This window comes from Pseudomonas sp. 05N434 (assembly GCF_056396965.1).
Map to the genome: position 1 here is coordinate 1 of NZ_JBFTMK010000001.1, position 23,043 is coordinate 23,043.

The 23,043-nt window shown below is 62.4% G+C and carries 19 protein-coding genes; 11 read left to right on the forward strand and 8 right to left on the reverse strand.

What is annotated here, in order from left to right:
* From tssF to tssA, 8 genes are all read right to left on the reverse strand, one after another.
* Nucleotides 1–1,186: type VI secretion system baseplate subunit TssF (gene tssF / locus AC1DLB_RS00005; protein ID WP_477784450.1), on the reverse strand; the 1,186-nt coding region annotated here is incomplete at its 3' end.
* Nucleotides 1,183–1,695: a type VI secretion system baseplate subunit TssE gene (gene tssE, locus AC1DLB_RS00010; protein WP_028939183.1), complete on the reverse strand. Its 513-nt coding sequence runs from the start codon at nucleotides 1,693–1,695 to the stop codon at nucleotides 1,183–1,185. The genes tssF and tssE, both read right to left, overlap by 4 nt.
* Nucleotides 1,689–2,114: a hypothetical protein gene (locus tag AC1DLB_RS00015; RefSeq protein WP_019650056.1), complete on the reverse strand. Its 426-nt coding sequence runs from the start codon at nucleotides 2,112–2,114 to the stop codon at nucleotides 1,689–1,691. Before AC1DLB_RS00015 ends, tssE begins: the two co-directional genes overlap by 7 nt.
* Nucleotides 2,114–2,566 (reverse strand): type VI secretion system amidase effector protein Tae4, encoded by a 453-nt coding sequence (locus AC1DLB_RS00020; RefSeq protein ID WP_018927415.1) that lies wholly within the window; start codon nucleotides 2,564–2,566, stop codon nucleotides 2,114–2,116. Before AC1DLB_RS00020 ends, AC1DLB_RS00015 begins: the two co-directional genes overlap by 1 nt.
* A gap of 82 nt (nucleotides 2,567–2,648) precedes the next feature.
* Nucleotides 2,649–3,137, reverse strand: coding sequence for an Hcp family type VI secretion system effector (locus AC1DLB_RS00025; protein ID WP_018927416.1), 489 nt, complete (start codon nucleotides 3,135–3,137; stop codon nucleotides 2,649–2,651).
* 86 nt (nucleotides 3,138–3,223) lie between these two features.
* Nucleotides 3,224–4,717 (reverse strand): type VI secretion system contractile sheath large subunit, encoded by a 1,494-nt coding sequence (gene tssC, locus AC1DLB_RS00030; protein WP_018927417.1) that lies wholly within the window; start codon nucleotides 4,715–4,717, stop codon nucleotides 3,224–3,226.
* A gap of 15 nt (nucleotides 4,718–4,732) precedes the next feature.
* A complete protein-coding gene (tssB, locus tag AC1DLB_RS00035) occupies nucleotides 4,733–5,242 on the reverse strand; it encodes a type VI secretion system contractile sheath small subunit (RefSeq protein ID WP_007894500.1) in 510 nt (169 codons plus the stop codon).
* Nucleotides 5,243–5,322: 80 nt separating this feature from the next.
* Nucleotides 5,323–6,354 carry a type VI secretion system protein TssA gene (gene tssA / locus AC1DLB_RS00040; protein WP_258612870.1) on the reverse strand — a complete coding sequence of 344 codons (1,032 nt, stop codon included), beginning with the start codon at nucleotides 6,352–6,354 and terminating at the stop codon, nucleotides 5,323–5,325.
* 404 nt (nucleotides 6,355–6,758) lie between these two features.
* Between tssA and tagH the strand changes: the two genes are divergently transcribed.
* The 11 genes from tagH to AC1DLB_RS00095 all read left to right on the forward strand — a co-directional run bounded on the left by tagH (nucleotide 6,759) and on the right by AC1DLB_RS00095 (nucleotide 22,985).
* Nucleotides 6,759–8,201: a type VI secretion system-associated FHA domain protein TagH gene (gene tagH, locus AC1DLB_RS00045; RefSeq protein WP_477743549.1), complete on the forward strand. Its 1,443-nt coding sequence runs from the start codon at nucleotides 6,759–6,761 to the stop codon at nucleotides 8,199–8,201.
* Between the two features lie 75 nt (nucleotides 8,202–8,276).
* Nucleotides 8,277–8,783 (forward strand): type VI secretion system lipoprotein TssJ, encoded by a 507-nt coding sequence (gene tssJ, locus AC1DLB_RS00050; RefSeq protein ID WP_018927420.1) that lies wholly within the window; start codon nucleotides 8,277–8,279, stop codon nucleotides 8,781–8,783.
* Between the two features lie 16 nt (nucleotides 8,784–8,799).
* Nucleotides 8,800–10,134 (forward strand): type VI secretion system baseplate subunit TssK, encoded by a 1,335-nt coding sequence (tssK, locus tag AC1DLB_RS00055; protein WP_018927421.1) that lies wholly within the window; start codon nucleotides 8,800–8,802, stop codon nucleotides 10,132–10,134.
* 6 nt (nucleotides 10,135–10,140) lie between these two features.
* On the forward strand, nucleotides 10,141–11,439 hold the full coding sequence (locus tag AC1DLB_RS00060; RefSeq protein WP_018927422.1) for a DotU family type VI secretion system protein: 1,299 nt from the start codon (nucleotides 10,141–10,143) through the stop codon (nucleotides 11,437–11,439).
* Complete coding sequence (tssM, locus tag AC1DLB_RS00065) at nucleotides 11,436–14,936, forward strand: type VI secretion system membrane subunit TssM (RefSeq protein WP_477743550.1); 3,501 nt, start codon at nucleotides 11,436–11,438, stop codon at nucleotides 14,934–14,936. The genes AC1DLB_RS00060 and tssM overlap by 4 nt, the downstream gene beginning before the upstream one ends.
* Nucleotides 14,933–15,583 (forward strand): type VI secretion system-associated protein TagF, encoded by a 651-nt coding sequence (gene tagF, locus AC1DLB_RS00070; RefSeq protein ID WP_477743551.1) that lies wholly within the window; start codon nucleotides 14,933–14,935, stop codon nucleotides 15,581–15,583. The genes tssM and tagF overlap by 4 nt, the downstream gene beginning before the upstream one ends.
* 12 nt (nucleotides 15,584–15,595) lie before the next feature.
* The gene (locus tag AC1DLB_RS00075; protein ID WP_168206193.1) at nucleotides 15,596–16,315 is read left to right on the forward strand and encodes a PP2C family protein-serine/threonine phosphatase; all 720 of its coding nucleotides are present in this window, start codon (nucleotides 15,596–15,598) and stop codon (nucleotides 16,313–16,315) included.
* Nucleotides 16,312–19,353 (forward strand): serine/threonine-protein kinase, encoded by a 3,042-nt coding sequence (locus AC1DLB_RS00080; RefSeq protein WP_477784451.1) that lies wholly within the window; start codon nucleotides 16,312–16,314, stop codon nucleotides 19,351–19,353. The genes AC1DLB_RS00075 and AC1DLB_RS00080 overlap by 4 nt, the downstream gene beginning before the upstream one ends.
* Entirely contained in the window at nucleotides 19,353–20,069 is a 717-nt protein-coding gene (locus AC1DLB_RS00085; protein ID WP_018927427.1) for an ABC transporter ATP-binding protein, read from the forward strand. Before AC1DLB_RS00080 ends, AC1DLB_RS00085 begins: the two co-directional genes overlap by 1 nt.
* Nucleotides 20,069–21,265, forward strand: coding sequence for an ABC transporter permease (locus AC1DLB_RS00090; RefSeq protein ID WP_477784452.1), 1,197 nt, complete (start codon nucleotides 20,069–20,071; stop codon nucleotides 21,263–21,265). Before AC1DLB_RS00085 ends, AC1DLB_RS00090 begins: the two co-directional genes overlap by 1 nt.
* A complete protein-coding gene (locus AC1DLB_RS00095) occupies nucleotides 21,258–22,985 on the forward strand; it encodes a formylglycine-generating enzyme family protein (protein WP_019650066.1) in 1,728 nt (575 codons plus the stop codon). Before AC1DLB_RS00090 ends, AC1DLB_RS00095 begins: the two co-directional genes overlap by 8 nt.
* The last annotated feature ends 58 nt before the right edge of the window (nucleotides 22,986–23,043 follow it).

Sequence of the window (23,043 nt, forward strand, 5' to 3'; positions counted from 1 at the left end):
GCATGCGGGGTTCGCGCCGCACCGTGTAATACGCCTGATCGCGGCCGTAGCGAGACGGATCGCGGACGGCGTAGAACGGCAAAAAAGGCTGTTCCGACCCGGTGCCATGGCCGGTGAGGGCGGTCAGGGAATGAATCTCGAAATCCATCGGCCGGGTACGGTCGGCGATCACATGGTGTTCATTCACCCGTTCCGACAAGTGGATGCGATCCAGGCGCTTGGGAAACAAGTTGATTGCCGGGGTGCAGAACGGCAGGAACTGTGCGGCACCGACACTGCCTTCCAGGCTCGGATCGTGACGGTCGAACAGCACGATCAATTCCAGCTCCTGGCCCTGGCAGCGTTTGACCGCCCGGCTCAACCCGGTGAAGTCGACAAACAGAAAGCGGCGGGGCAGGGCGAAGTATTCCTGCAACAGGCGATAGCCCTGGAAGGCTCGCGACACCACGGGCAGCGCGGCGTCGGTATCGTCGAACCCCAAGGAGCGCAGTGCATCCTGGGGCAGGCGTTCTACCCAATCGCCGCCGGGCTGACGGGCGAAGACGGCGCAGGCGTTACCCAGCAACTGTTCGTAGAGGCGAAAGGGTTGTTCGTCGGCGCCGTTGAGGTACAGCGGCAGGTTGTCCAGGGCCAGACTGTTGAACGGCAGTTCGGCACCGGTGCGCAGGGTCAGGCGCAGGCCAGCCTTGGCCTTGGGGGCACTGGCGGCCAGGCGCCCGAGCACGGCGGACGGGTTGCCGAAGTACTCGGCCTGGCTGACCTGCAATGGCCACAACGTCACCGCATGGGCGGTGCGGTACTCACAGCAGGTTTGGCTTTCGCGACCCAGGGCTGCGCGCAGAACCGTATCCCGGGGCAACGGGAAGCCGCTGCTCAGTGAGCCTTCATCGGGGTCTGCCTGCAATTGCACCACGGTCATCGACGGTGTCGGCGCCAGGTAATGGGGGTACGCGATTTCCAGCAGGTTGTGGGTGAAGGTCGGGTATTCGGCATCGAGCTTGAGCTGTACCCGCGCCGTCAGGTAGGCGAACCCTTCCAGTAAGCGTTCGACGTACGGATCGGCGCAGTCCATGCCGGACAACGTCAGCCGGCTGGCGATTTTCGGGTACTCCTGGGCGAACTCCGCCGCGCTTTCGCGCACGTGGTGCAGTTCCTGGTTGTACAGTTCCAGCAGGCGCGGGTTCATGAGTGTCTCCGCTGGTCGGCGTTGACCACTCGCACATGGCCGGATTCCAGGTCCAGGTCGGTTTGCAGCATCAGGCGCAGCGGCACTGGCTGCGCCCAGAGATCGCCTTCGATCTCGAAACTCAGGGCGTTGTGATTCATCTCGGCGGATGCCCGGGCCCGCACGCGCAGGGTATGGCGCAGAATCCGCGGCTCGAACGTGGCGATGGCCTGGTGGATCAGTGCTTCAAGCGCCGCGATATCGACGTTCGATGCACTGTTGCCGGCCAGGGCTGGCAGCCCGAAGTTGACCACCGAAGTGCCGGCCGGTGTGTGCAGGGTCGCATCGGCGCTGAGCAATGACGTGGTGTTGAGCAGCCACGCCAGGTCCCGCAGCACCGAGGCTTTGAGTTGGGTCAGGGACAGTACGCGCTTGTCGGCGCTTTCCTTGAGGTTGCTCGGGTCGTCGTCGGTCAACCGATCCAGCAGGGACGGTTGCAGGCGATCGCGGGTGGCGATGTCGGTTACCACGTAAATGGCGCTACATACATTTTTTGGTCCCCTCCCGTGCCGCAGGACGCAAACGTGTTGACCGCTCCCGCCTCCAGCCCTCCCGGGATCTGGCGGATAGCCTGCATTTTGCTGAGGCAGTCGCGGCTGGGCGCAGGCATGTGCTCGCTGCGCCAGACCGAAAATATCGGGATGTTGTTGAACGTTTCTACGCGCAGTTGCTGTTGTTTATTCAGGCTGAAGCTGCAAGGCCATTCCATGTCCAGCTTCATGCGACTCTGGTCGGGTTTGACCAGCGTGCATTGACCCTGGTCGTCAATCAGGCTGAGTTGCTGCCCAACAAAGACGGCCTGGGTTGTTGGCATCTGGGCATGTTCGGCGCATGCGCTCAGGCTGGTCAGGCTTATCGCCAGGCACATGGCGAGCCGGTGATTTTTCATTATGCGAGCTCCCAGAACCAGACAGCTCTGGACCTGTAAAAGAGGTCGCCGGTTTGGGTCAGTCCCCGATTCCATAGATCAATATGATCGCCAGTACGATTGTCCGCCGACTCCCCTGACTGCTGGAAACAGTCCTTGAAGAAGATAAGCCCGGTCTTGCCCATCAACGTGCGACGCTCCTCGGCGCTGTTACCCAGAATGGTTGGCCGCCCCAGATGATGCTTCCACAACCAGTTCGCCAGCGACTCGGCACCCCGGGCGTGCTCATGTGCACACTTGGGTTCGGTATAGGTGGATTTGTTGACCTTGATGGTCAGCTCTGCATTGAGTGTCGCGCTCATGCGGATAGCACACTGGTTTTCCCAAGGGCCCTCACAGGGCTTGGCGTCAGGATACGTAACCAGAAGGTCGGAATAGGCTTTCCACAAATTGACAAACGAAGGCTTGGCCATGACTCAGACACCGGATGGGAAAGGATTGGATTCGAGCAAGCACCAAAATGCCCCCGGCGCATAACGACGGGGGCACGTTCGATTACACCTTGACGTTCTGGCGGATGTTCCAGCCGAACTTGATCGGCCCGCCTTCCTTGGTGCCGTCGGCTTTTTGCGGCTGGTAGTCCACCAGCACCTTGGCGAAGTTCAGGGTGACGTTTTCAGTCAGACGATCATCGCTGCCCGAGCCGCCGGTGCTCAGGGAACTGATCAGCACTTCTTCCAGGTTGATGATCATGTACTCGACCTGGCTTTCGCCGCCGGCCTTGCGCACGGTCAGCTTGACCTTGTCGATGTGCTTGCCGCTGGCGCAGTGCATCATCAGGTTGGGTGTAGCCTTGTCGACGTACTTGGTCAGCGACAGGTCCTGGACGTTCACCTTGCCGGCTCCGCCGCCGCCGCCCACGTGCATATTGCCGGACTGAGACATGCCCCAGCTCCAGTTCAAGACGTCGATTTCGTCCTTGTGGGCCTTGTCCATGGACTCGCCCTTGATGTCGCCGATCTTGATGAAAATATCAACAGCCATGTTCTCTCCCTGTGTGGTGTCTACCACGTTGTGTTTTTCTGATCGTTCCCACGCTGAGCGTGGGGACGATCACATCAAGGGCGGTGTTACGCGCCTTTGGCCGAAGGCAGCTTGGATACCAGGCGCAGTGACACAGTCAGACCTTCGAGCTGATAGTGCGGGCGCAGGTAGAACCGGGAGTTGTAATACCCCGGGTTGCCTTCCACCTCTTCGACAATCACTTCGGCCGCCGCCAATGGGTGCTGGGCCTTGGTGGTTTCGGTGGAGTGCGCTGGGTCACCGTCGACGTAGTTGAGGATCCAGTCCTGCAACCAGCGCTGCATTTCGTCCTTCTCTTTGAAGGAGCCGATCTTGTCGCGCACGATGCACTTCAAGTAATGGGCGAAACGGCAGGTGGCGAACAGGTAGGGCAGGCGCGCGGCCAGGTTGGCGTTGGCGGTAGCATCCGGGTCGTCGTACTCGGCCGGCTTTTGCAGCGACTGGGCGCCGATGAACGCGGCGAAGTCGGTGTTTTTCTTGTGCAGCAGCGGCATGAAACCGTTCTTCGCCAGTTCCGCTTCACGGCGGTCCGAAATGGCGATTTCGGTCGGGCACTTCATGTCCACGCCACCGTCGTCGGTCGGGAAGGTGTGCGCCGGCAGGTTCTCCACTTCACCACCAGACTCCACGCCACGAATGCGCGAGCACCAGCCAAAGTGTTTGAACGAGCGGTTGATGTTCACCGCCATCGCGTAAGCGGCGTTGGCCCAGGTGTACTTGGAGCTGTCGGCGCCGTCGGTGTTTTCTTCGAAGGCGAAGGCTTCCACCGGGTCGGTCTTGGCACCGTACGGCAGGCGTGCCAGGAAGCGCGGCATGGTCAGGCCGATGTAACGCGAGTCTTCCGATTCACGCAGCGAGCGCCAGCCGGCATATTCCGGGGTGGTGAAGATTTTGGTCAGATCGCGCGGGTTCGACAGTTCCTGCCACGAGCCCATGCCCATCACGGTCGGCGATGCGGCGGCAATGAATGGCGCGTGCATGGCGGCGCAGACTTTCGACAGTTCGCCCAGCAATTCGACATCCGGCGGCGACTGGTCGAAGTAGTAATCGCCCACCAGGCAGCCGTAAGGTTCGCCGCCGAACTGGCCGTATTCTTCTTCGTACATCTTTTTGAAGATCGGGCTCTGGTCCCATGCGGTGCCCTTGAATTTCTTCAGGGTCTTGTGCAGGTCGGTCTTGGAGATGTTGAGCACGCGGATCTTGAGCTGCTCGTCGCTCTCGGTGTTGTTGACCAGGTAGTGCAAGCCACGCCAGGCGCTTTCCAGTTGCTGGAACTCCGGGTGATGGATGACCTGGTTGACCTGGGCGGTGAGCTTGGCGTCGATGGCGGCGATGATCGACTCAATCGACTTGATGGCGTCGTTGGACACCAGGTCGGTCTGCGCCAGGGCCTGTTCGGCCAGGGTGCGCACGGCGGTCTCGACGGCTTCACGGGCGCGTTCGGTCTTGGGTTTGAATTCTTGCAGCAGCAGGGAGGCGAACTCGCTGGCTTCTTCGGTGGTGCCCAGTGTCTGGGCGCTTGCGCGTACTGGATCGGTCATGATCATTCGTCCTGATTAAGCCTGAGGCTCGGCGGGCTTGGGCGCACTGGCAAGTGCCTGGAGCAGCGCCGGATCCTTGATGGCCTTCATGATGATTTCTTCGGCACCGGTCTTGCCGTCCATGTAGGTCAGCAGGTTGGCCAATTGAGTGCGCGCTTCGAGCAGCTTGTTTAGCGAGTCGACTTTGCGCGCCACGGCGGCCGGGCTGAAGTCGTCCATGCTTTCAAAGGTGATGTCCAGGCTCAGGTTGCCTTCGCCGGTCAGCTCGTTGGGCACGTGGAACGCAACGCGTGGCTGCATGGCCTTGAGGCGGGAGTCGAAGTTGTCCACATCCACTTCAAGGAACTTGCGATCGGCCACAGGTGCCAGAGGCTCGGCGGGCTTGCCGGCGAGGTCAGCCATAACGCCCATTACGAAGGGCAACTGGACCTTTTTCTCGGCGCCGTAAAGCTCGACGTCGTACTCGATCTGCACTCGAGGCGCACGGTTGCGCGCGATGAATTTCTGAGAACTTTGCTTCGCCACGTTGCTGCTCCTGGTCGCTCAAGCGACGGTGTTGGCGTCATCGGCGGTGCCGGTGACGTGACTGCGTGATCCGTACGCTTTTATTCGCTGTCTGGTCCGCGCAGGTTTTCAAATTGGCTGATGCCGTCGGGAATCAGGTTGCGCACGATCGCCGCGAAGTCGGCGTGCACCAGATTCTTTGCCCGATTCAACAGCACCGGCAGGGGGCTGGAGGGCTCGTGACGGGTGTAATACGCAAGAATCCGGTCCAGGCTGCGCAGCACGTCGTCACGGTTGTTGATTTCGCCGCTGCTGGCGTTAGCGTTGCGCGGCGCGCTTGGCGCGGTGGTGTATTCAACCGGCGCGGCACTGTCGTCGCTGATGGCATCGGGCTGGGGGCTGTCGCCGCTCTGCGGGGCGAACTGGCCGAGAATCTGCAAGGCCATTTTGAGCGGTTGCTTCAATGGGCCAAGGTCAACGCCCTGGGCGGAGCCGACTTGTTCGCTGACGTGTTGCTCGATGGTCTCGGCGGCGCTACGGGCCTCGTGCAAGGCTTTGCGGATGATGTCCAACTGTTCGGGATCGCTGTCGAGGAACGCTCCGGCGAGTTGTTCGGCGCCGAGGTTTTCGTCAGGGAAGCTTTGCAGACCGCTGGCGTTGGCGGCGGCGCGCAGGCTGACAGCGCCAAAGGTTCGCGAACGGGCCAGGATACTTTCGCGCAGCAGGCGAATGGTGGCATCGGACGCCAGGCCGGCGAGGGCATTGATGCGCACGGTGGGATCGTTGTCGTCTTCGGCATCCAGGCGTGGATGCAGGTCGGCCCAGTATTGCTTGAGCAATTCGCTGATCAGCGTCAGGACGCGGGCCAGGCCGGGGACACCTTCCAGGGCAAGGGAGCTTTGCAAAAGGAAATGGGTGATGCGCAGGTCTTTGCTGCGTTGCAACAAATCCAGGCTTTGCTGCTGGATGCTGCGCCATTCAGGCGGTTCGGCAGGCAATATCGAATCGCCCATGCTGCGCTCGGGCTGGCCTTGGGAATCGCGTTCCAGGCGCAAAAAGTCAGCGTCGTATTCCAGATCTTCGCCACAAGGCGAAGTCGCGGAAACGGCGGCGAGCAGCAAAGGCACTTCCACTGAAATTGATCTCCCTATCGCCCGCGACAGAAACGGGCAGTTCACACGTTAGTTCCAAGTGGAACTTCGCATGTTTCCTTGTGTGTAATGGCCCTTTGGATCCTCTGTGATCTTAAGGTGCCATCACTGTATTCAAGAAAGTTGTTCATTTTTGGTGTAGTACTTATGGCTTGTCAAGGTAAGCTATTTCTCCTGTGTGACAGATGTGAGGTGCTTAACAACCCTCGCGACCGGTAGGTCCAAGAAGGTACTGACGCAGATTTTTTGTCACGTAAACCGGTTAAGATCAGCAAATGTGCTGGTAAAAAGCTGTTTTTTAGGTTGTTTGCAAGGTTTGTCGGCGAGCTTCGCGGGGATTGATCCCTTCATTCGCCGGCGCGCAAAGTGTGCAGCAAGGAGGCAAGATGCCGCTGTGTTTGACTATCACTAGTTATCACAAGATTACCCCTGGTCAATGCTCTGAAAAATCCATGGATCAGGGAATAATGGCAATTGGCCGTAATTCTGATAATGACTGGGTATTGCCCGATCCAGAGCGCTTGGTTTCCGGAAAGCATTGCGTTATTCAATATAAAGATGGCCGGTATTATTTAACCGATAACAGCACTAATGGTGTGGAATTGGTTAAGGCCGGCATTCGTCTGCGCAAAGGAAACAGCGAGCCATTGCAAGATGGGGAAGTTATCCGCATAGGTGATTATGAAATCCAGGCGCGCATCGATTTCAATCTGCCGGTGACTGACAACAACCCTTTTGCCGATTCGTCCAACAGCTTCGAGGCTCTGATGGGGCGTCAGGGCGCCGGCGTGGCTACGCCGACATCGTCGCCCATGACACCACCTGCACATTTCCAGGGTGTGTCGGCCATGGACACGCTGCCGGACTTGTTCGACTTTCTGGCACCGACCACCGTCCCGCCGGCCACCCAGTCCGACCATGTCCCGGCTGAGCAGCACGACTTCCGCCCACCGACCCCGATCCCCAACCCGACGCCCATGGCCGAGCCTGTGCCGCTGGCGTCGGCCCCAGCCCCAGCGCCGGTGATTCCGGAAGATTGGGACCTGTTCAGCGACAAGCCCGCGCCAGTGGCGGTTGCCCCCCTGCCTGTCGCCCCCTTGCCTGTTGCAGAAGTTGCGCCACCACCCGTACCTCAAATCAGCGTGCCGATCGAGCCGGCACCCCTGCGCGAACCGCCCGTGGCTATCGTTGAGCCCCCGGTCAATCCGGTCAATCCGGTCAGCCCGGTCGACCATTCGCAACCCGACCTGTTGCGAGCCTTTCTGCGCGGCGCCGGGCTGGATCAAGTGCGCCTGGAAAAGGCCCAGGCCGAAGCGCAGATGGAAAACATCGGCCGCAGTTATCGATTGATGGTCGAAGGCCTGATCGATGTCCTGCGCGCCCGCAGCAGCCTCAAGGGCGAGTTTCGCATTCAGCAGACGATGATTCAGCCGGTGGAAAACAACCCGCTGAAATTCGCTCCCAACGTCGATGAGGCCTTGCTGCTGCTGTTGCGCCACACCAATCAGGCGTTCATGGCGCCGGACCTGGCGGTGCGCGACAGCTTCGATGACTTGCGTGCCCACCAGTTGGCGGTGATGGCCGGTGTGGAAGCAGCGATCAAGCATCTGCTGGCGCGTTTCGAGCCGGCACAACTGGAAGAGCGCATGGGCAAGCCCGGTGGCCTGTCGAGCATTTTCAATGGTTCACGACAGGCCCAGTACTGGCAGCAGTTCACCGAGCTCTACAGCAATATTTCCCGTGAGGCCCAGGAGGATTTCCAGGACCTGTTCGGTCGGGAATTCAGCCGTGCCTACGAAGAACACAGTACCAGGCAACGCCGCCGCTGAGCGTGGCCGTTGCATAACGGCATTCAGAGCAAAGAACGGAACAACGGATAGCTGAAACGTCATTGAGGACGCAGGATGATTCACAGGTTTTTACTCGCAGTCGCCACCGCGCTTCTGCTGACCGCGTGTGCCAAGGAGGCCACCAAACCCCAGCCCGAAGAGGCTGAGGCCGACACGGCCGCCGTCGAGTTGCACTTTCACGCCATCGCCGGGCTCAACCCCGGAGCCACTGGCCAGCCGGCCCCGGTCCGGGTGCGCATTTTCGAATTGAAAAATGCCGCCACCTTCGGTCGTTCCGATTATTTCGCACTGGCCGAACGAGCCCAGGCGACGCTCGGTGCGGATCTGATCGACCAGGACGAAGTGCTGATCCAGCCTGGCCAGCAGTTGAGTCTGCAGCGTGACCTCGATCCGGCCACCCGCCATATCGGCGTGCTGGTGGGGTATCGCGAACTGGATCAGTCGCTGTGGCGCACGGTGATGAACGTCCCGCCGCGCCAATACACCGAATACCAGATCAGCCTCGACGTGCGAGCCGTGCGCAGCGCCGTCGCGGTTCCCCCATCCAGCCCTGCCCAATAAACAATCGGAGCCCCCCATGTCCTGGAACAATCGCGTGGTCTGGTCGGAAGGCATGTTCATTGGAACGCAGCACTTCCAGCAGCATGACCGTTACCTGGAGAATCTCATCGACGCCCGGAGTCGCCCATTGTCGGCCGGTGCCTGGGGGTTTTCTGAGTTGCTGATCGACCAGGGCCTGCTGGCCCAGGGCAAACTGGCGATCATCTCGGCGCGGGGCCTGTTGCCAGACGGCACGCCATTCAACATTCCCCAGGATGACCTGGCGCCGAGCCCGCTGAATATCGATGACAACCTGCGCGATGGTTTGGTGTACCTGGCCTTGCCGCTCAAGCGCGCCGGCGCGCGTGACACCGTTGACGAAGGCGAGGCCCTGGGTGCTGCGCGCTATGTGAGTCAGGTGCGCGAAGTGCGGGACGACAACGCGCCGTTCGAAAACCAGGCCCCGGTGGCCGTGGGGTCGAGGGCACTGCGATTATTGGTCGCCCGGGATGGCATCAGCGACTACGCGGCCATCGGCCTGGTGCGAATCAAGGAGAAACGCGCCGACCGCGCCTTGGTGCTCGATGACACTTACATCCCGCCGCTGCTGGATGTGGTCGCCTCCACGCCCTTGGCTGCGTTTCGCAACGAGCTACTGGGCCTGCTTCATCAACGCGGAGAAGCGCTCGCTGGGCGGGTGGTGGCGTCCGGTGCCGGCGGTGCTTCGGAGATTGCCGATTTCATGCTGCTGCAACTGGTCAACCGTGCTCAGCCGTTGATCCAGCACTTGAGCCACTTGAGCCCTTTGCATCCCGAGCGCTTCTACAGCGAGTTGGTGAGCCTGGCCGGGGAATTCTCGACTTTTACCGCTTCCGGGCGGCGACCGCAGGAATTCCCGCAGTACCAGCATGATGACCTCGCGCTGAGCTTTGCGCCGGTGATGCAAGCCCTGCGTGAAGCGCTGTCGATGCTGATCGACAGCAAGGCCACGCCGATTCCGATCGTCGAAAAAGCCTATGGCATTCATGTGGCCATGCTGGCTGACAAGACCCTGCTCGACAACGCCAGTTTTATTCTGGTGGTGCGCGCCGATGTACCTGCCGAGACCCTGCGCAGCCGCTTCGGCCTGCAGAGCAAAATCGGCTCGGTGGAACACATTCGCGACATGGTCAACCTGCAATTGCCGGGCATCGGTCTGCTGCCGCTGCCGGTGGCGCCACGGCAGATTCCCTATCACGCCGGCTCCACCTATTACGAACTCGACCGGGGCAGCGAGCATTGGCAACAACTGGCCAACTCCGGCGGTTTTGCGTTCCACATCGCGGGTCAGTTCCCGGGGTTGAACCTGGCTTTCTGGGCGATCCGAGGATAAACCGCGATGAATAACGACGATCGTACCCAGTTCATGCCGACACCCGGTGGCCGTGGCGCCGAGCCGGCCCGCCCGGACCCTGGCCGCGCCCAGCCCGCGCCACTGTCGATGCCGGCCGCGCCGCTGTTGACCGGCAAAGCCGAAGGTCTCAACCCCCTGGAGAGCGCCGCGGGCCCGCTGCTGGCTTTGCTGACCCGCTTGCGCAACACCATTGCCCACCCGGCACCGGCGAGTCTGCGGGCGCAACTACTGGCCTACCTGCGCCAGTTCGAGGAGCGCGCCGAGGCCGCCGGCGTGGTGCGCAACGATGTGTTGCTGGCCCGTTACGCCTTGTGCACCGCCCTGGATGAAGCGGTGTTGAGTACGCCGTGGGGTGGCACCGGCGACTGGGGCAAGCAGAGCCTGCTGATCACCGTGCACAACGAGGCCTGGGGCGGCGAGAAGGTGTTCCAGCTATTGGAACATTGCCTGCAAAGCCCCCGCGAACGTTTGTATCTGTTGGAGCTGTTGTACCTGTGCATGTGCCTGGGTTTCGAAGGGCGTTATCGGGTCATGAATGATGGTCGCAGCCAACTGGAGGCGTTGCGTGAGCGCACCAGTGCGGTTATCCGCAGCGCCCGTGGCGAATATGAGCGTGAACTGTCGCCCCATTGGCGCGGCGTGACCGTGGCGCGCGATCGACTGGCGCAATTCATGCCGCCATGGATCGCGGTGGCCATCGGTGTGGCGTTGCTGCTGGCCCTGGTGTTCGGCCTGCGCTTGAAACTGGCCGCCGATGCCGAGCCGGTGTTTAAAAACATTCATGCGCTGGGCGAGATCCCGGTGCAGGCCATCGACCGTCCGGTGGTGCAGCCGAAACTGGTCGAGCGGCCACGCTTGGCCGGTTTTCTCGCTGATGAAATCAAGGCCGGCCGGGTGGCCGTGGAAGATGCCGTTGACCGTTCAGTGGTGACTATCCGTGGCGATGAGCTGTTCGCCTCGGGCAGCGCCAGTATCGTCGACAATTTCCAGCCGCTGATGCTGCGCATCGCCGATGCCATTCGCAAGGTCAAGGGCCAGGTCCGGGTGACCGGTCACAGTGACAATCGCCCGATTGCCACCTTGAGGTTTCCATCGAACTGGGCGTTGTCCGAGGCACGGGCCACTTCGGTGCTGCAAATCCTTTCGGCCAAGACCGGCCAGCCCGAGCGCTTCAGCGCCGAAGGCCGCAGCGACACAGAACCGTTGGCCTCGAACGCTACGACCGAGGGCCGCGCACGCAATCGTCGGGTCGAAATCACAGTGTTGGCGGAGGGGGTCGAGTGAAGGCGTTTTTCAGTTTTATGACCCGCTGGGTCATTCCGTTGCTGGGGCTGATCGCCCTGAGCCTGATCATCTGGTTTGTCGGGCCGCTGCTTGAGCTCCTGGTGCCCGAAGGCCGGCGCTGGGCGCTGATCATTCTGCTGTTCGCGGTGTGGATCGCCTATCGGGTGTTTCGCATCATCCAGGCCCGCCGTCAGGCCGCCGAAGTCATGCGCAGCCTGGCGGCGCAAACCCCGCCGGACCCGACCAGCATCGCTACGGCCGAAGAGCTCGAAACCCTGCGCCAGCGCATGGACGAAGCCCTGACGCTGTTGAAGAAAGCCAAGCTGGGCGGCGACGAACGACGCAATCTCTACGAATTGCCGTGGTACGTGATCATCGGCCCGCCGGGTTCGGGCAAGACCACGGCGCTGGTCAACTCCGGTCTGCATTTTCCGTTGGCCGCGCAGTTGGGCGCCGGTGCGGTGCGCGGCGTCGGCGGTACGCGCAATTGTGATTGGTGGTTTACCGACCAGGCTGTGCTGCTCGACACCGCAGGCCGCTACACCACTCAGGACAGCGACGCGACGGTCGACAAGGCCGCATGGCTGGGCTTTCTGGGTCTGTTGAAAAAACAGCGGGCCCGTCGCCCGATCGACGGTGCATTTATCGCCATCAGCCTCTCCGACCTGTTGCTGGGCAGCGACGCCGAACGCGCCGCCCATGCCGCTGCGATACGCCTGCGCATTCAGGAGCTGTACACCCAACTGGGCGTGCGCTTCCCGATCTACCTGATGCTGACCAAGCTCGATCTGGTGCCCGGGTTCATGGAGTATTTCGACACCCTGAGCAAGGAAGAGCGAGCTCAGGTCTGGGGCATGACCTTCGCTCTGGATGACGGCAAAAGCAATGACAGCCCGCTGGCCCATCTGCAAAGCGAATTCGCCGGTCTGGAGCAACGCCTGAACGATCGGCTGGTGGAGCGCTTGCAGCAGGAACGCGACCCGGCGCGACGCGATCTGATCTACGGTTTTCCACAGCAGTTCGGCGCGTTGAAGGATTGCCTGCAAAGCTTCCTTGAGGGCGTGTTCAAACCCAACGCCTTTGAAGAGCGGGCGCTGTTGCGCGGGGTGTATTTCACCAGCGGCACCCAGGAAGGCAGCCCGATTGACCGGCTGATCGGCTCCATGGCCCAGAGCATGAACCTGGACCGCCAGCACCTGGTGCGCCAGAACGGCACCGGGCGCAGTTACTTCATCGAAAAGCTCTTCAGCGCCGTGGCCTTTGCCGAGCGTGGGCTGGTGGGTGTCAATCCGAAAGTCGAACGTCGACGCAAGTGGATCGCCCAGGGCGTGCTGGCCTCGACCGTAGCCTTGGTGCTGGTGGTCGGGACCTTGTGGTGGGTCAGCTACCGCGCCAATCAGGCGTATATCGCGCAAGTCGATCAGAAAGTCGTGCCCCTGGGCCAGGCCGTGCAGAACCTCAGCCCGGCCCAGCGGGACGTGCTCGCCGTGTTGCCCTTGCTCAACGCAGTGAAGCACTTGGCCGATGATGCGCCGAACTGGGCCGAAGGCCTGGGTCTGTATCAGGGCGACATGCTTGAAGCCGAGTCCGGCAGCGTTTATCGCAAGCTGTTGATCGCGGTCTTCGCGCCGCGCTTGCTCACGCGTATCGAGGAGCAACTGCACGGCGGCGGCAATTCGGACTTCCTTTACGAAGGCTTGAAGGCCTACCTGATGCTCGCCGACAGTGAGCATTACGATGCTGATTTCATCAAGGCGTGGATCGCCCTGGACTGGGACCGCAGCCTGCCGCGCGACTTACCGGCCGAGCAGCGCGTAGCCCTCGGTGAGCACTTGCAGGCGCTGTTCGAACGCCATCCGCCCACTGCGCGTCTCGACCCACGCCTGATCGACGATTTACGCCGGCAGTTGCAACAGCTGCCGGTGGCCCAGCGTGTCTACGACCGGATCAAACGGCAGAAACTGCCGGACGGCATTGCGGACTTTCGTCTTAGCGAAGCGGCCGGGCACGATGCTGCGCTGGTGTTCAGCCGCAAGAGCGGCAAGCCGCTGGGCGACCCCTTGAGTGGCTTCTTCACGGCCAAGGGTTACCGCCAAGGGTTTTTGCTCACCAGCCTGAACCAGACCGGCACCCTGGCCGAGGAGCAGTGGGTGCTCGGTCGCGATCAGGCAGAACAACAGAACGTCGCCAGCCTGGCTGCCGATGTACGCCGTTTGTATTTCCAGGATTACCAGCGCCAGTGGGACGCCTTGTTGGCTGATATCGACTTCGTGCCGATCACCAGCGTGGCCCAGGCCGCCGATGTGCTGCGGGTGATTTCCGGGCCGACTTCGCCGTTGAAAAAACTGCTGGTGGCGGTGGCGAAGGAAACCGACCTGCAACAGGAAGAACGCGTGCTGGCCGCCAAGGGCGCGCCGGTGGAGGGCGGGGTCGACAAGCTCAAAGAGCGCTTGGGCACTTTGCTCGGCCAGGAGCAGGCGATGCAAAACACGCCTGAGGCCAGTGACGATCCAGTCACTGCGCATTTTGCCGAACTCAACCGCATCGTCAGCAAGAACGAAGGCGAGCCGGCAGCCATCGACGGCCTGCTGGCCGACATGAACGCCCTGTATGTGCAGGTCAGCGCCATGGTCGGTGCCAGCGGCGACGCCTTGCTTGGCGAAGCCAAGAACCAGGCCGCAGCGGCGGCGACGCGGGTCAGCCTCAACGCCGAGCGTCAACCGGCGTTGGTGCAGGGCCTGGTCAAGTCGGTGGTCAACTCCACCACCAACAGCATGATGGGTGGAGTACGCAATCAACTGAACGCGGCCTGGACCAGCGAAGTGGTGAACATCTATCGCCAGTCCCTGGCCGGGCGTTATCCGATGTCGCCAGGCAGTGCACGGGACGCGACCCTCGACGACTTCGGTCAGTTCTTCGGCGTGGGCGGGGTGATGGACAACTACTTCCGCAAATACCTGCAGCCCTACGTGGATACCTCGACCCAGGCCTGGCGCTGGCAACCGGGCGCCGCGCAGAAGCTCGGCATCGCCCCGGGCGTGCTGCAAACCTTCCAGCGGGCAGCGACCATCCGGGATGCGTTTTTCCGTTCCGGCGGTACCCAACCGATGGTGCGCTTCGAACTCAAGCCCGTGGCCATGGATTCCACCATCACCCAGTTTTTGCTCGACCTCGACGGCCAGCAATTGAGCTACGACCACGGACCTAGCCGTCCGACCGCCATGCAATGGCCCAACCCCGGCAGCATCGGTGTGGTGCGGATCTCGATCATGCCGCCCACGGCCAGCGGTCGGTCCGGCATCACCCTGGACGGGCCCTGGGCCTGGTTCCGCCTGCTCGAGCAATCGGACCTCACCGCCGGCAACTCGCCGGACCGCTTCAACCTGCGGCTGCGGGTCGACGGCGCCAGTGCCTCTTATGAGCTACGGGCCAACAGCGCCTTCAACCCGTTCAAGAGCCGTGTGCTCAGCGGTTTCAGCCTGCCGGAGCGCTTATGAGCACGCCGGGCTTCTATGGAAAGTTGGCCAGTCGTGGGGACTTTGTCAGCCGTGGCTTGCCGCAGAGTTTTATCGGCCCTTGGGATTCGTGGCTGGCGGCGGGGTTGCTCGCCAGCCAGAGCCTTGGCGACCGTTGGCTGAATGCCTATCTGGTCAGTCCGCTGTGGCGCTTTATGGTTGCGCCCGGTGTGTGTGGGCCGCAGGCCGCCGTGGGGGTGGTGATGCCGAGCATTGATCGGGTTGGCCGGTATTTTCCGCTGACCGTCGCGGTGCTGCTGGATCACGACGCTGATCCTGCGTCGGTGATAGGCGGTTCGGATATCTGGTTTGAACAGGTCGAGCAATTGCTGTTGAGCACCTTGAACGTGGAGGCAAGCTTCGAGGCCTTCGGTGCAGGACTGGAGGCGCTGGGCAGCCCGGCTTATCTGCGACGCACCCCGAGCTGCCGTTTTGCCGGTTTGCACCGCTTTGATGTCACCGATCCGCAGGCGCGAATGATCGCCCTCGCCGAACAGGCCTGCGAAGGGGCCAGTGTGTGGTGGGGCCAGGGTTCGGAGCGCATCGCCCCCGGTTTATTGCGGTGCCAGGGCCTGCCGGCCGCCGCTGATTTTGCGCAATTTTTGCTCGGCCAAGAAGGTGTTGTGTAGATGTGTTCAAACGTGGGAAGGACCCTCAAGTCTGCAAGCAAAAGCCATGTCGGCATGGTCCGCCAGGTTAACGAAGACGCTTGCCTGGACCTGCCGCAAAAAGGCCTGTGGGTGGTCGCCGATGGCATGGGCGGGCACGCGGCGGGCGACTACGTCAGCAGTCTGATTGTCGACAGTTTGCGTAGCATTGCTGTGGGCCGTTCGCTGGATGAATACGTCGCGGCGTTGAAAACCGACCTGCTGCGGGTCAACGCCGCCGTGCGTGAAGAAACCGCCAACCGCGGCGTGACCATGATGGGCAGCACGGTGGTGGTGCTGGCGGCGCGTGACTTGCGTGGGGTGTGTCTGTGGGCGGGTGACAGCCGCTTGTATCGCCTGCGTGACGGCCGACTCAAACGCATCTCGCGGGATCACAGTTACGTCCAGGATCTGCAGGACAGCGGCCTGCTTAGTGAAGCCGAAGCCCGGGTGCACCCGCGGTCCAATATTGTCACCCGCGCTATCGGGGTCCAGGCACAGCTGGAACTGGCGATGGTCGAGTTGCTGTTGAAGCCCGGCGACAGTTACCTGTTGTGCAGCGACGGGCTGAACAAAACCGTTGAAGATCATGAGATCCGCGAGGTGCTGGGCCACGACGAGCCAGGGGAAATCGCCAGCAGCCTGGTGTCCCTGGGCCTGATGCGCGGCGCTCCGGACAACATCACCGTCATCGTCGTGAAGGTGCCTTCATGAACCTCACCGCGAACATTCTGATCCCGGGCTACGACATCGACGGTGAGATCGGTGAGGGCGCCATGGCCAGCGTTTACCTGGCGACCCAACGCTCGCTGGAGCGCAAGGTGGCGTTGAAGGTCATGGCCGCCGCGCTGGCAGCCGATCCGAGTTTCTGCGAGCGCTTCCTGCGCGAAGGCAAAACCCTGGCGCGCCTGTCTCACCCGCATACGGTCACCATCCATGACATCGGCAATGTCGGTGAGCTGTATTACATGGCCATGGAATACCTGCCCAATGGCACGCTCAAGGAGCGCATTGCCGCCGGCCTGACGCCGGAGCAGGGCCTGATCTACATCCGCCAGATCGCCTCGGCGCTGGGCTATGCCCATGGGCTGGGGCTGGTTCATCGCGACGTCAAACCGGCGAACATTCTGTTCCGCGCCGATGGCACAGCGGTGCTCTCGGACTTCGGCATCGCCAAGTCGCTGGACGACCGCACCCAGTTCACCCAAGCGGGTTTCGCCGTCGGCACGCCCARCTACATGAGCCCGGAACAGGCGCGCGGCCAGGACATTGACGGCCGGGCCGATCTTTATGCCCTGGGCGTGGTGCTCTACGAAATCCTCGTCGGCAAACTGCCGTACACCGGCAACGACGCGCTCTCTACGGCCTTGGCGCATTTGACCGAACCGCTGCCGGAGCTGCCGGTGCACCACGGCCGTTATCAAGAGGTGCTGCGCAAGCTGTTGGCCAAGGATCCGGCCGAGCGTTTCCCGGATGCAAAGGCGTTGTTGCAGGCGCTGGATAATCTGCCCGGGGAATCGGTTGAAGCGACCACGATCCGGCCGTTGCCCCTTCCGGTGGGCAATGACCTGGCGGGACTGACGCCGGTGTCTATCGACATTCCGACGAGCCCTGCACAGCCACAACCCCAAGCCAAGCCTGTTGCGCCGACGGCGAAGTCGACGCCGCAATCCCCGGCCTCGGAGCAGCGCAAGGGACCGGTGTTCGCGCTTGCCGCTGTTGCGGTAGCCGTGGTGCTGGCCTTGGGCGGCGCGGGTTATTGGTGGCTGTCCGGTGACGTCGAAGCGGACGCCAAGGCGCCAGTGGCTTCAGTGCCTTCAGTGCCTCCAGTCAAAACACCGCCGCCAGCCGTGGCGCCACCGGTGAACCCCCCTGTGGCGACAGAAGTCGATAACGGTCAGCGCCCGCTGCTGATGGCCGGCAAAAAAACCTTGTTCCAGCGGGTGCTCAGCAACCCGGGAGCGAAACTCGCCAGTGAACCGGGGGCAGCACCTGACAAGGCCTTGCCGGCGTTTTCCGTGCTGTACGTCTATCAGCGCCAAGAGGTGGCCGGCAGCCCGTGGCTACGCGTCGGCGCCGCCACCGACGGGCGCAGTGACGGCTGGTTGCCAGCCGAACAAGTCAGCGACTGGAAGCAAAGCCTGGTGCTCAAGTTCACCGAACGCTCCGGTCGTGCGCCGGTGATGTTCCTGCGTCAGCCCGGCGAAGTGGAGCGGCTGCTGGCCGATCCGTCGGCTGCAAAAAACCTGTTGCTCAAGGCCCAGCAGAACCGTGAAGACAATCAGCAGGTGCTGGCCCTGGAACCGGCCGCCAGCGCGGTGCCGCAGAACCAGTTTTATCTGTTGCCGATCTTTGATTCGCGCGAGAGCTTCGATGAAAACGGCCAGCCGGTGCAGTTGCTGAACGTGGCGTCCATCGACCCCGGCAATGCACCGAAGGCCACTGTCGGCAACACTCCGATCAGCGCCGCCAATGCCGATGCATTTCGCACCGCTGTGGTGTTGGTCGTCGACACCACGGTGTCCATGCAGCCCTACATCGATCAGGTCCGCGACGTGGTGCACCAACTGCAAACCCGCATCGCCGAGCGGGGCGAGCTGGACAGTGTCAGCTTTGGCCTGGTGGGGTTTCGAAACAGCATCCAGAAAACCCCTGGCCTGGAATACGTCGCCAAAACCTTGATCACCCTGGACCAGGGCCGCGACCCACAGCGCTTCATGGACCTGGCGCGGCAGGTCAAGGCGTCCACGGTCTCGAGCCATTCGTTCAATGAAGATGCGTTTGCCGGCGTGATGGAAGCGGTCGAGGGCATGGACTGGTCCGGTTATGGCGGACGCTTGATTCTGTTGGTCACCGATGCCGGTGCGTTGCGCAAGAACGACCCGTATGCCGCCACGCAAATGAACGAGGCCGAAGTGCGTCAGGCCGCATTGGGCAAACAGATCAAAATCTACGCCTTGCACCTGCTCAGCGATGCCGGCAAGAAAACCCATGGCGGTGCGCAAAGTCAGTATCGAACCCTGACCGCCGACGCCAACCCGCAGATCGRCGATCTGTACATCCCGGTGCCGGGCGCCGATGTGCGCAAGTTCGGTGAACGGGTGGACGAGATCGGTTCGGTGTTTGCCGACCTGGTGCATCAGGTGCGCAGCAACAAGTCGCAAACCGTGCCGCTGCTGAGCGCCGCGCCGAGCCTGGCCGACAAATCGGCGGCCATCGGCTACGCGATGCACATGGACTTCCTGGGGCGAAAAGCCGCCAGCCAGGCGCCGCAACTGGTCAGCGCCTGGACCGCCGACCGCGACCTGACCAACCCGGCCCTGCCGGCGTTCCAAGTGTGYGTGATGCTGACCAAACTGCAGCTCAACGACTTGCAGCAATCGCTGAAACTGATCGTTGACGCCGCCCGCAAGACCCAGACCTCACCGAAGAATTTCTTCCAGGAAATCGCCAGTGCCAGTGCCTACATGAGCCGCGATCCCTCGGCCTTGCGCAAGGGGGGCAATCTGGCCGATGGCGGGGTTTTGGGGGAGTACCTGGAAGGACTGCCTTATCGCAGCAAGTCGCTGAACATGACCCAGGATTTGTGGCTTTCCCTGAGCGTGGCCGAGCAGGAGGACTTTATCGACGAGCTGGACTCGAAAATCCGCCTCTACGAAACCTTCCACAACGACCTGGCCAACTGGGTGCGTTTCGGCGATGCCGAACCGGGTGATGCCTTGTACCGCGTTCCATTGTCGACGCTGCCGTGATGCTGAACATGAGTGCAGTGCACAAAAGCCGGGGCGCCGGCAGCCAGCGCTACAGCCTGGTGATTCCACGGCTGCAACTGCGTGCCGGTGAACAACTGGCGGTGGTTGGTCCCAGTGGCTGCGGCAAAAGCACGTTGCTCGATTTGCTGGCGCTGGTGCTGGCGCCGGATCAGGCCGGGCAGTTTGATTTTGCGTCCGGCCAAACCACGACGGACATTGCCGGGCTGTGGCGCGCAGATGCGCAAAGTGCCTTGGCGAACCTGCGCAGCCGGCACTTGGGTTACGTGCTGCAAACCGGTGGCCTGCTGGATTTTCTGGACGTGCGCGGCAACATCGACCTGTCGCGCCAACTGCTCGGCTTGAAAGACGACGGCAGCGTCGATCGCCTGGCCGGGGCGTTGGATATCACCGATCAACTGGGCAAAAGACCGTGCGACTTGTCCGTCGGCCAACGGCAACGGGTGAGTTGTGCCCGCGCCCTGGCCCATGGGCCGCGCCTGCTGTTGGCCGATGAACCGACCGCTGCCCTCGATCCGCTGAACGCGGAACGCGTGATGCAATTACTGGTGACCCAGGCTCGTGAACACAGGGTGTGCTGCGTCGTTGCCACCCACGACGAGTCACTGGCCCGCGCCAGCGGTTTGCAGGTGCGACGCATCAGTTGTCATCGCGACGTCGATGGCGGTGTCACCGCCACCCTTGGGGAGGCCTGCTGATGCGCGGCGCACTGGTGGCTTCCCYGGCCTGGCAGGATTACCGCAACGATGCCTGGCTGTCGGCCTGCTCGGTATTGGCGCTGGTGGCGGTGATCGCACCGCTGCTGGTGCTGTTCGGTTTGAAATTCGGCCTGGTCAGCAGTTTGACCGAGCGCCTGGAAAACGACCCGGCCACCCGGGAGATCATCCCCCTCGGTGGCGGCCGGTTCAGTGCCGCGTTTATCGAGCAGTTGAGCCAGCGCAGCGACGTGTCGTTCGCCTTGCCGCGCACCCGGCAGATTGCCGCGACAGCGGATCTGACCGCTGGCGCTTCGACGGTGACTGTGGAAATGATCCCCACCACCGCCAACGATCCGTTGCTCGGCAGTCTGCCGGTACCCCAAGGGCTGGATCAGGTGCTGCTCAGCCAGACCGCCGCCGAAAAGCTTGGGGCCAAGGCCGGTGATTGGTTACAGGCCGGTTTTGGCCGGCAGGTGGCCGGTCGTGGCGAGGCGCAGCGCACTCGCGTTCAGGTGCTGCAGGTTCTGCCGCTGGAAGCCTTCGCCCGGGACGGATTGTTCGCGCCGTTGACGTTACTGGAAGCGGCTGAAGATTACCGGGACGGCCGCGCCGTGCCTGCGTTCGATTGGCCAGGTGATGCGGTGGGCGCGACGGAGCAGCGGGTATATCCGGCGTTTCGCCTGTACGCCCGCAGCCTCCAGGATGTCGAACCGCTGCGCCAATACTTCGCTGCACAGAACCTGCTGGTCTCGACCCAGGCCCAGGCCATCGCCCAAGTGCAATCGCTGAGCCGCAACCTGTCGATCGTGTTCTGGATCATCGCCGGATTGGCCGTGGCGGGAGCGTTCGCGGCGATTTTTGCCGGGGCGCTGGCGGCGGTCGAGCGCAAGCGTCGAGCGTTATCGGTGCTGCGCTTGCTGGGGTTTTCCACGGCGGCGTTGCTGTTGTTTGTGGTGGTGCAGGCGCTGTACAGCGCCGGCCTTGCCGCCCTGTTGAGTGCCGGGCTGTATGGCCTGGCGCAATCGGGCCTGAACCATTTATTTGCGCAGATGCCGGGCGAGTACGCCAGCCATCTGCTGGCACGTCACTACGCGTTGGCCCTGGCGGCCGTGCTCGGCGTCAGCGCCGTGGCGGCGGTTTGTGGTGGCTGGCGAGTGGCGCGTATCCAGGCGTGTGAAGGAATCCGAGATGTATAAGTTACTGGGCGCCGCCGTGGCGCTGAGCCTGGCCGGCATGGTCTGGGCTGATGAAGGCACCGACAAGCTGGACAACCCCAAGCCGTTGCCCGATGACGTCAGCCTGCCGCTGCCGTGCGAAGGGCAGATGGTGTTCCGTTACGTCTACATCCTGGCCCAGGGCAGTCTGGACGACCGCGAGATCAGCCTCGGTTACCCGTTCAGCGAAGGCGAGGCCGGCTATCAGCAGTCGTTCATTTCCGGTTATCGCCGGGACTTCATCAATGGCCAGTTCACCCTCAAGGATCTGCCCAAGGACTGGAGTAAAAGCATCACCCCGTTGATGCCCAAGACCGACGCCAACACCCCGCTCAAACCGATGCTCTATTTCATCGGCAAATACGAAGTCACCGCCCGCCAATACGCGCAGGTCATGGCCCAGGCGCAATCGTTGGCCAGCGGTGAACCAGCGCCAGCCTGCGAGGCATTGCAGGCTGAAATTCCGCAAGGCATGGCCGGGCGTTTGCCCAAGGTGAAGCTGTCGCGATTCGAGGCGGAACGCTTCTCGGCGGTGTATAGCGCCTGGCTGATGAAATACCACAAGGACCTGCTGCCGGTGAGCGGTCGCGGCACCTCGGCAGAGGAGGGCGGGCTGGGTTTTGTGCGCTTGCCGACCGAAGTCGAATGGGAATTTGCTGCCCGTGGCGGGCAGGCCGTCAGCCGTCAGGACCTGGAAGGGCGCCTGTTTCCCCGGCGCCTGGACGGCAGCGAAAGCGACGGACCGCTGGCCGATTGGGCGGTCTTCAATCAGGTCGCCGGCGGCACCGGTCAGGCCGCGCGGTTGATGCCGATCGGTACCAAACTGCCAAACCCCATTGGCTTGTTCGACGTGATCGGCAACGCCGCCGAAATGGTCCAGGAGTCCTTCCAGCTGGTGCACGCCGGACGCCGCCAGGGAACCTACGGCGGCTTCGTGGTCAAGGGCGGCAATTACCTGGAAGGCGAGGGCACCTTGTTTACCGGGATGCGCCGCGAGTACCCGCTGTTCGCCGCCGACGGCACCGAGCAAAACAACGAAACCACCGGGTTCCGGGTCGCGGTTGGCGCGTTGTCGGCGCCCCGTTCGCGCTACAAGGAACTGTTTGCCCAATGGCAGAAAGAAGGTCGGCTGGCTTCGCTGACCGATGCCATCGATGACGCCCAGGACCCGACCAAACGCCTGGACAGCATCATTGCCGCCAGCGTCGATCCGCGTTTGCAAGCCGAGTTGGGGCTGGTCAACGAAGAGCTCAAGCGCAACGTCTCGCTCATCGCCCAACAGCGCGAGGAAGCGGCCGGCAACCTGATCCAGTCGGCGGCCCTGGTGGCCGAGACCGTCAACAACTACAACATTCGCCTGACCAATTTGCAGAAGAGTCGCCAGCAGGCCGTGGACGCCAAGGACGAGGCCAGCGCCAAGCTGTTCGCCATGGCCATCGACAACGGCCGCAGCGCGCTGGACGGCGCGGTGGCGATCTACATCGACAACCTGGCGACTGGCACGCGCTACACCGATGCCGTGATCCAGGCGCAGTTTCAACGCATCAAGGAAGAGTTGGAGCGCAAGCCGGTACTGGGCAAGAGCCTGGTGACGCGCGCGACGTTATTCGTTCGCCATGTCGGTGATTATCGTCAGCAACGACGAGCCGACCCGGCGGCGATATTGAAGGAATTGCTCGCATCGAACGCTCAGCGGTCTTGATCGTTCGTTGTACAGCGAGCTTGGAAGGGACTCAGGCGGCGATGGGCCGTGCTGAGCT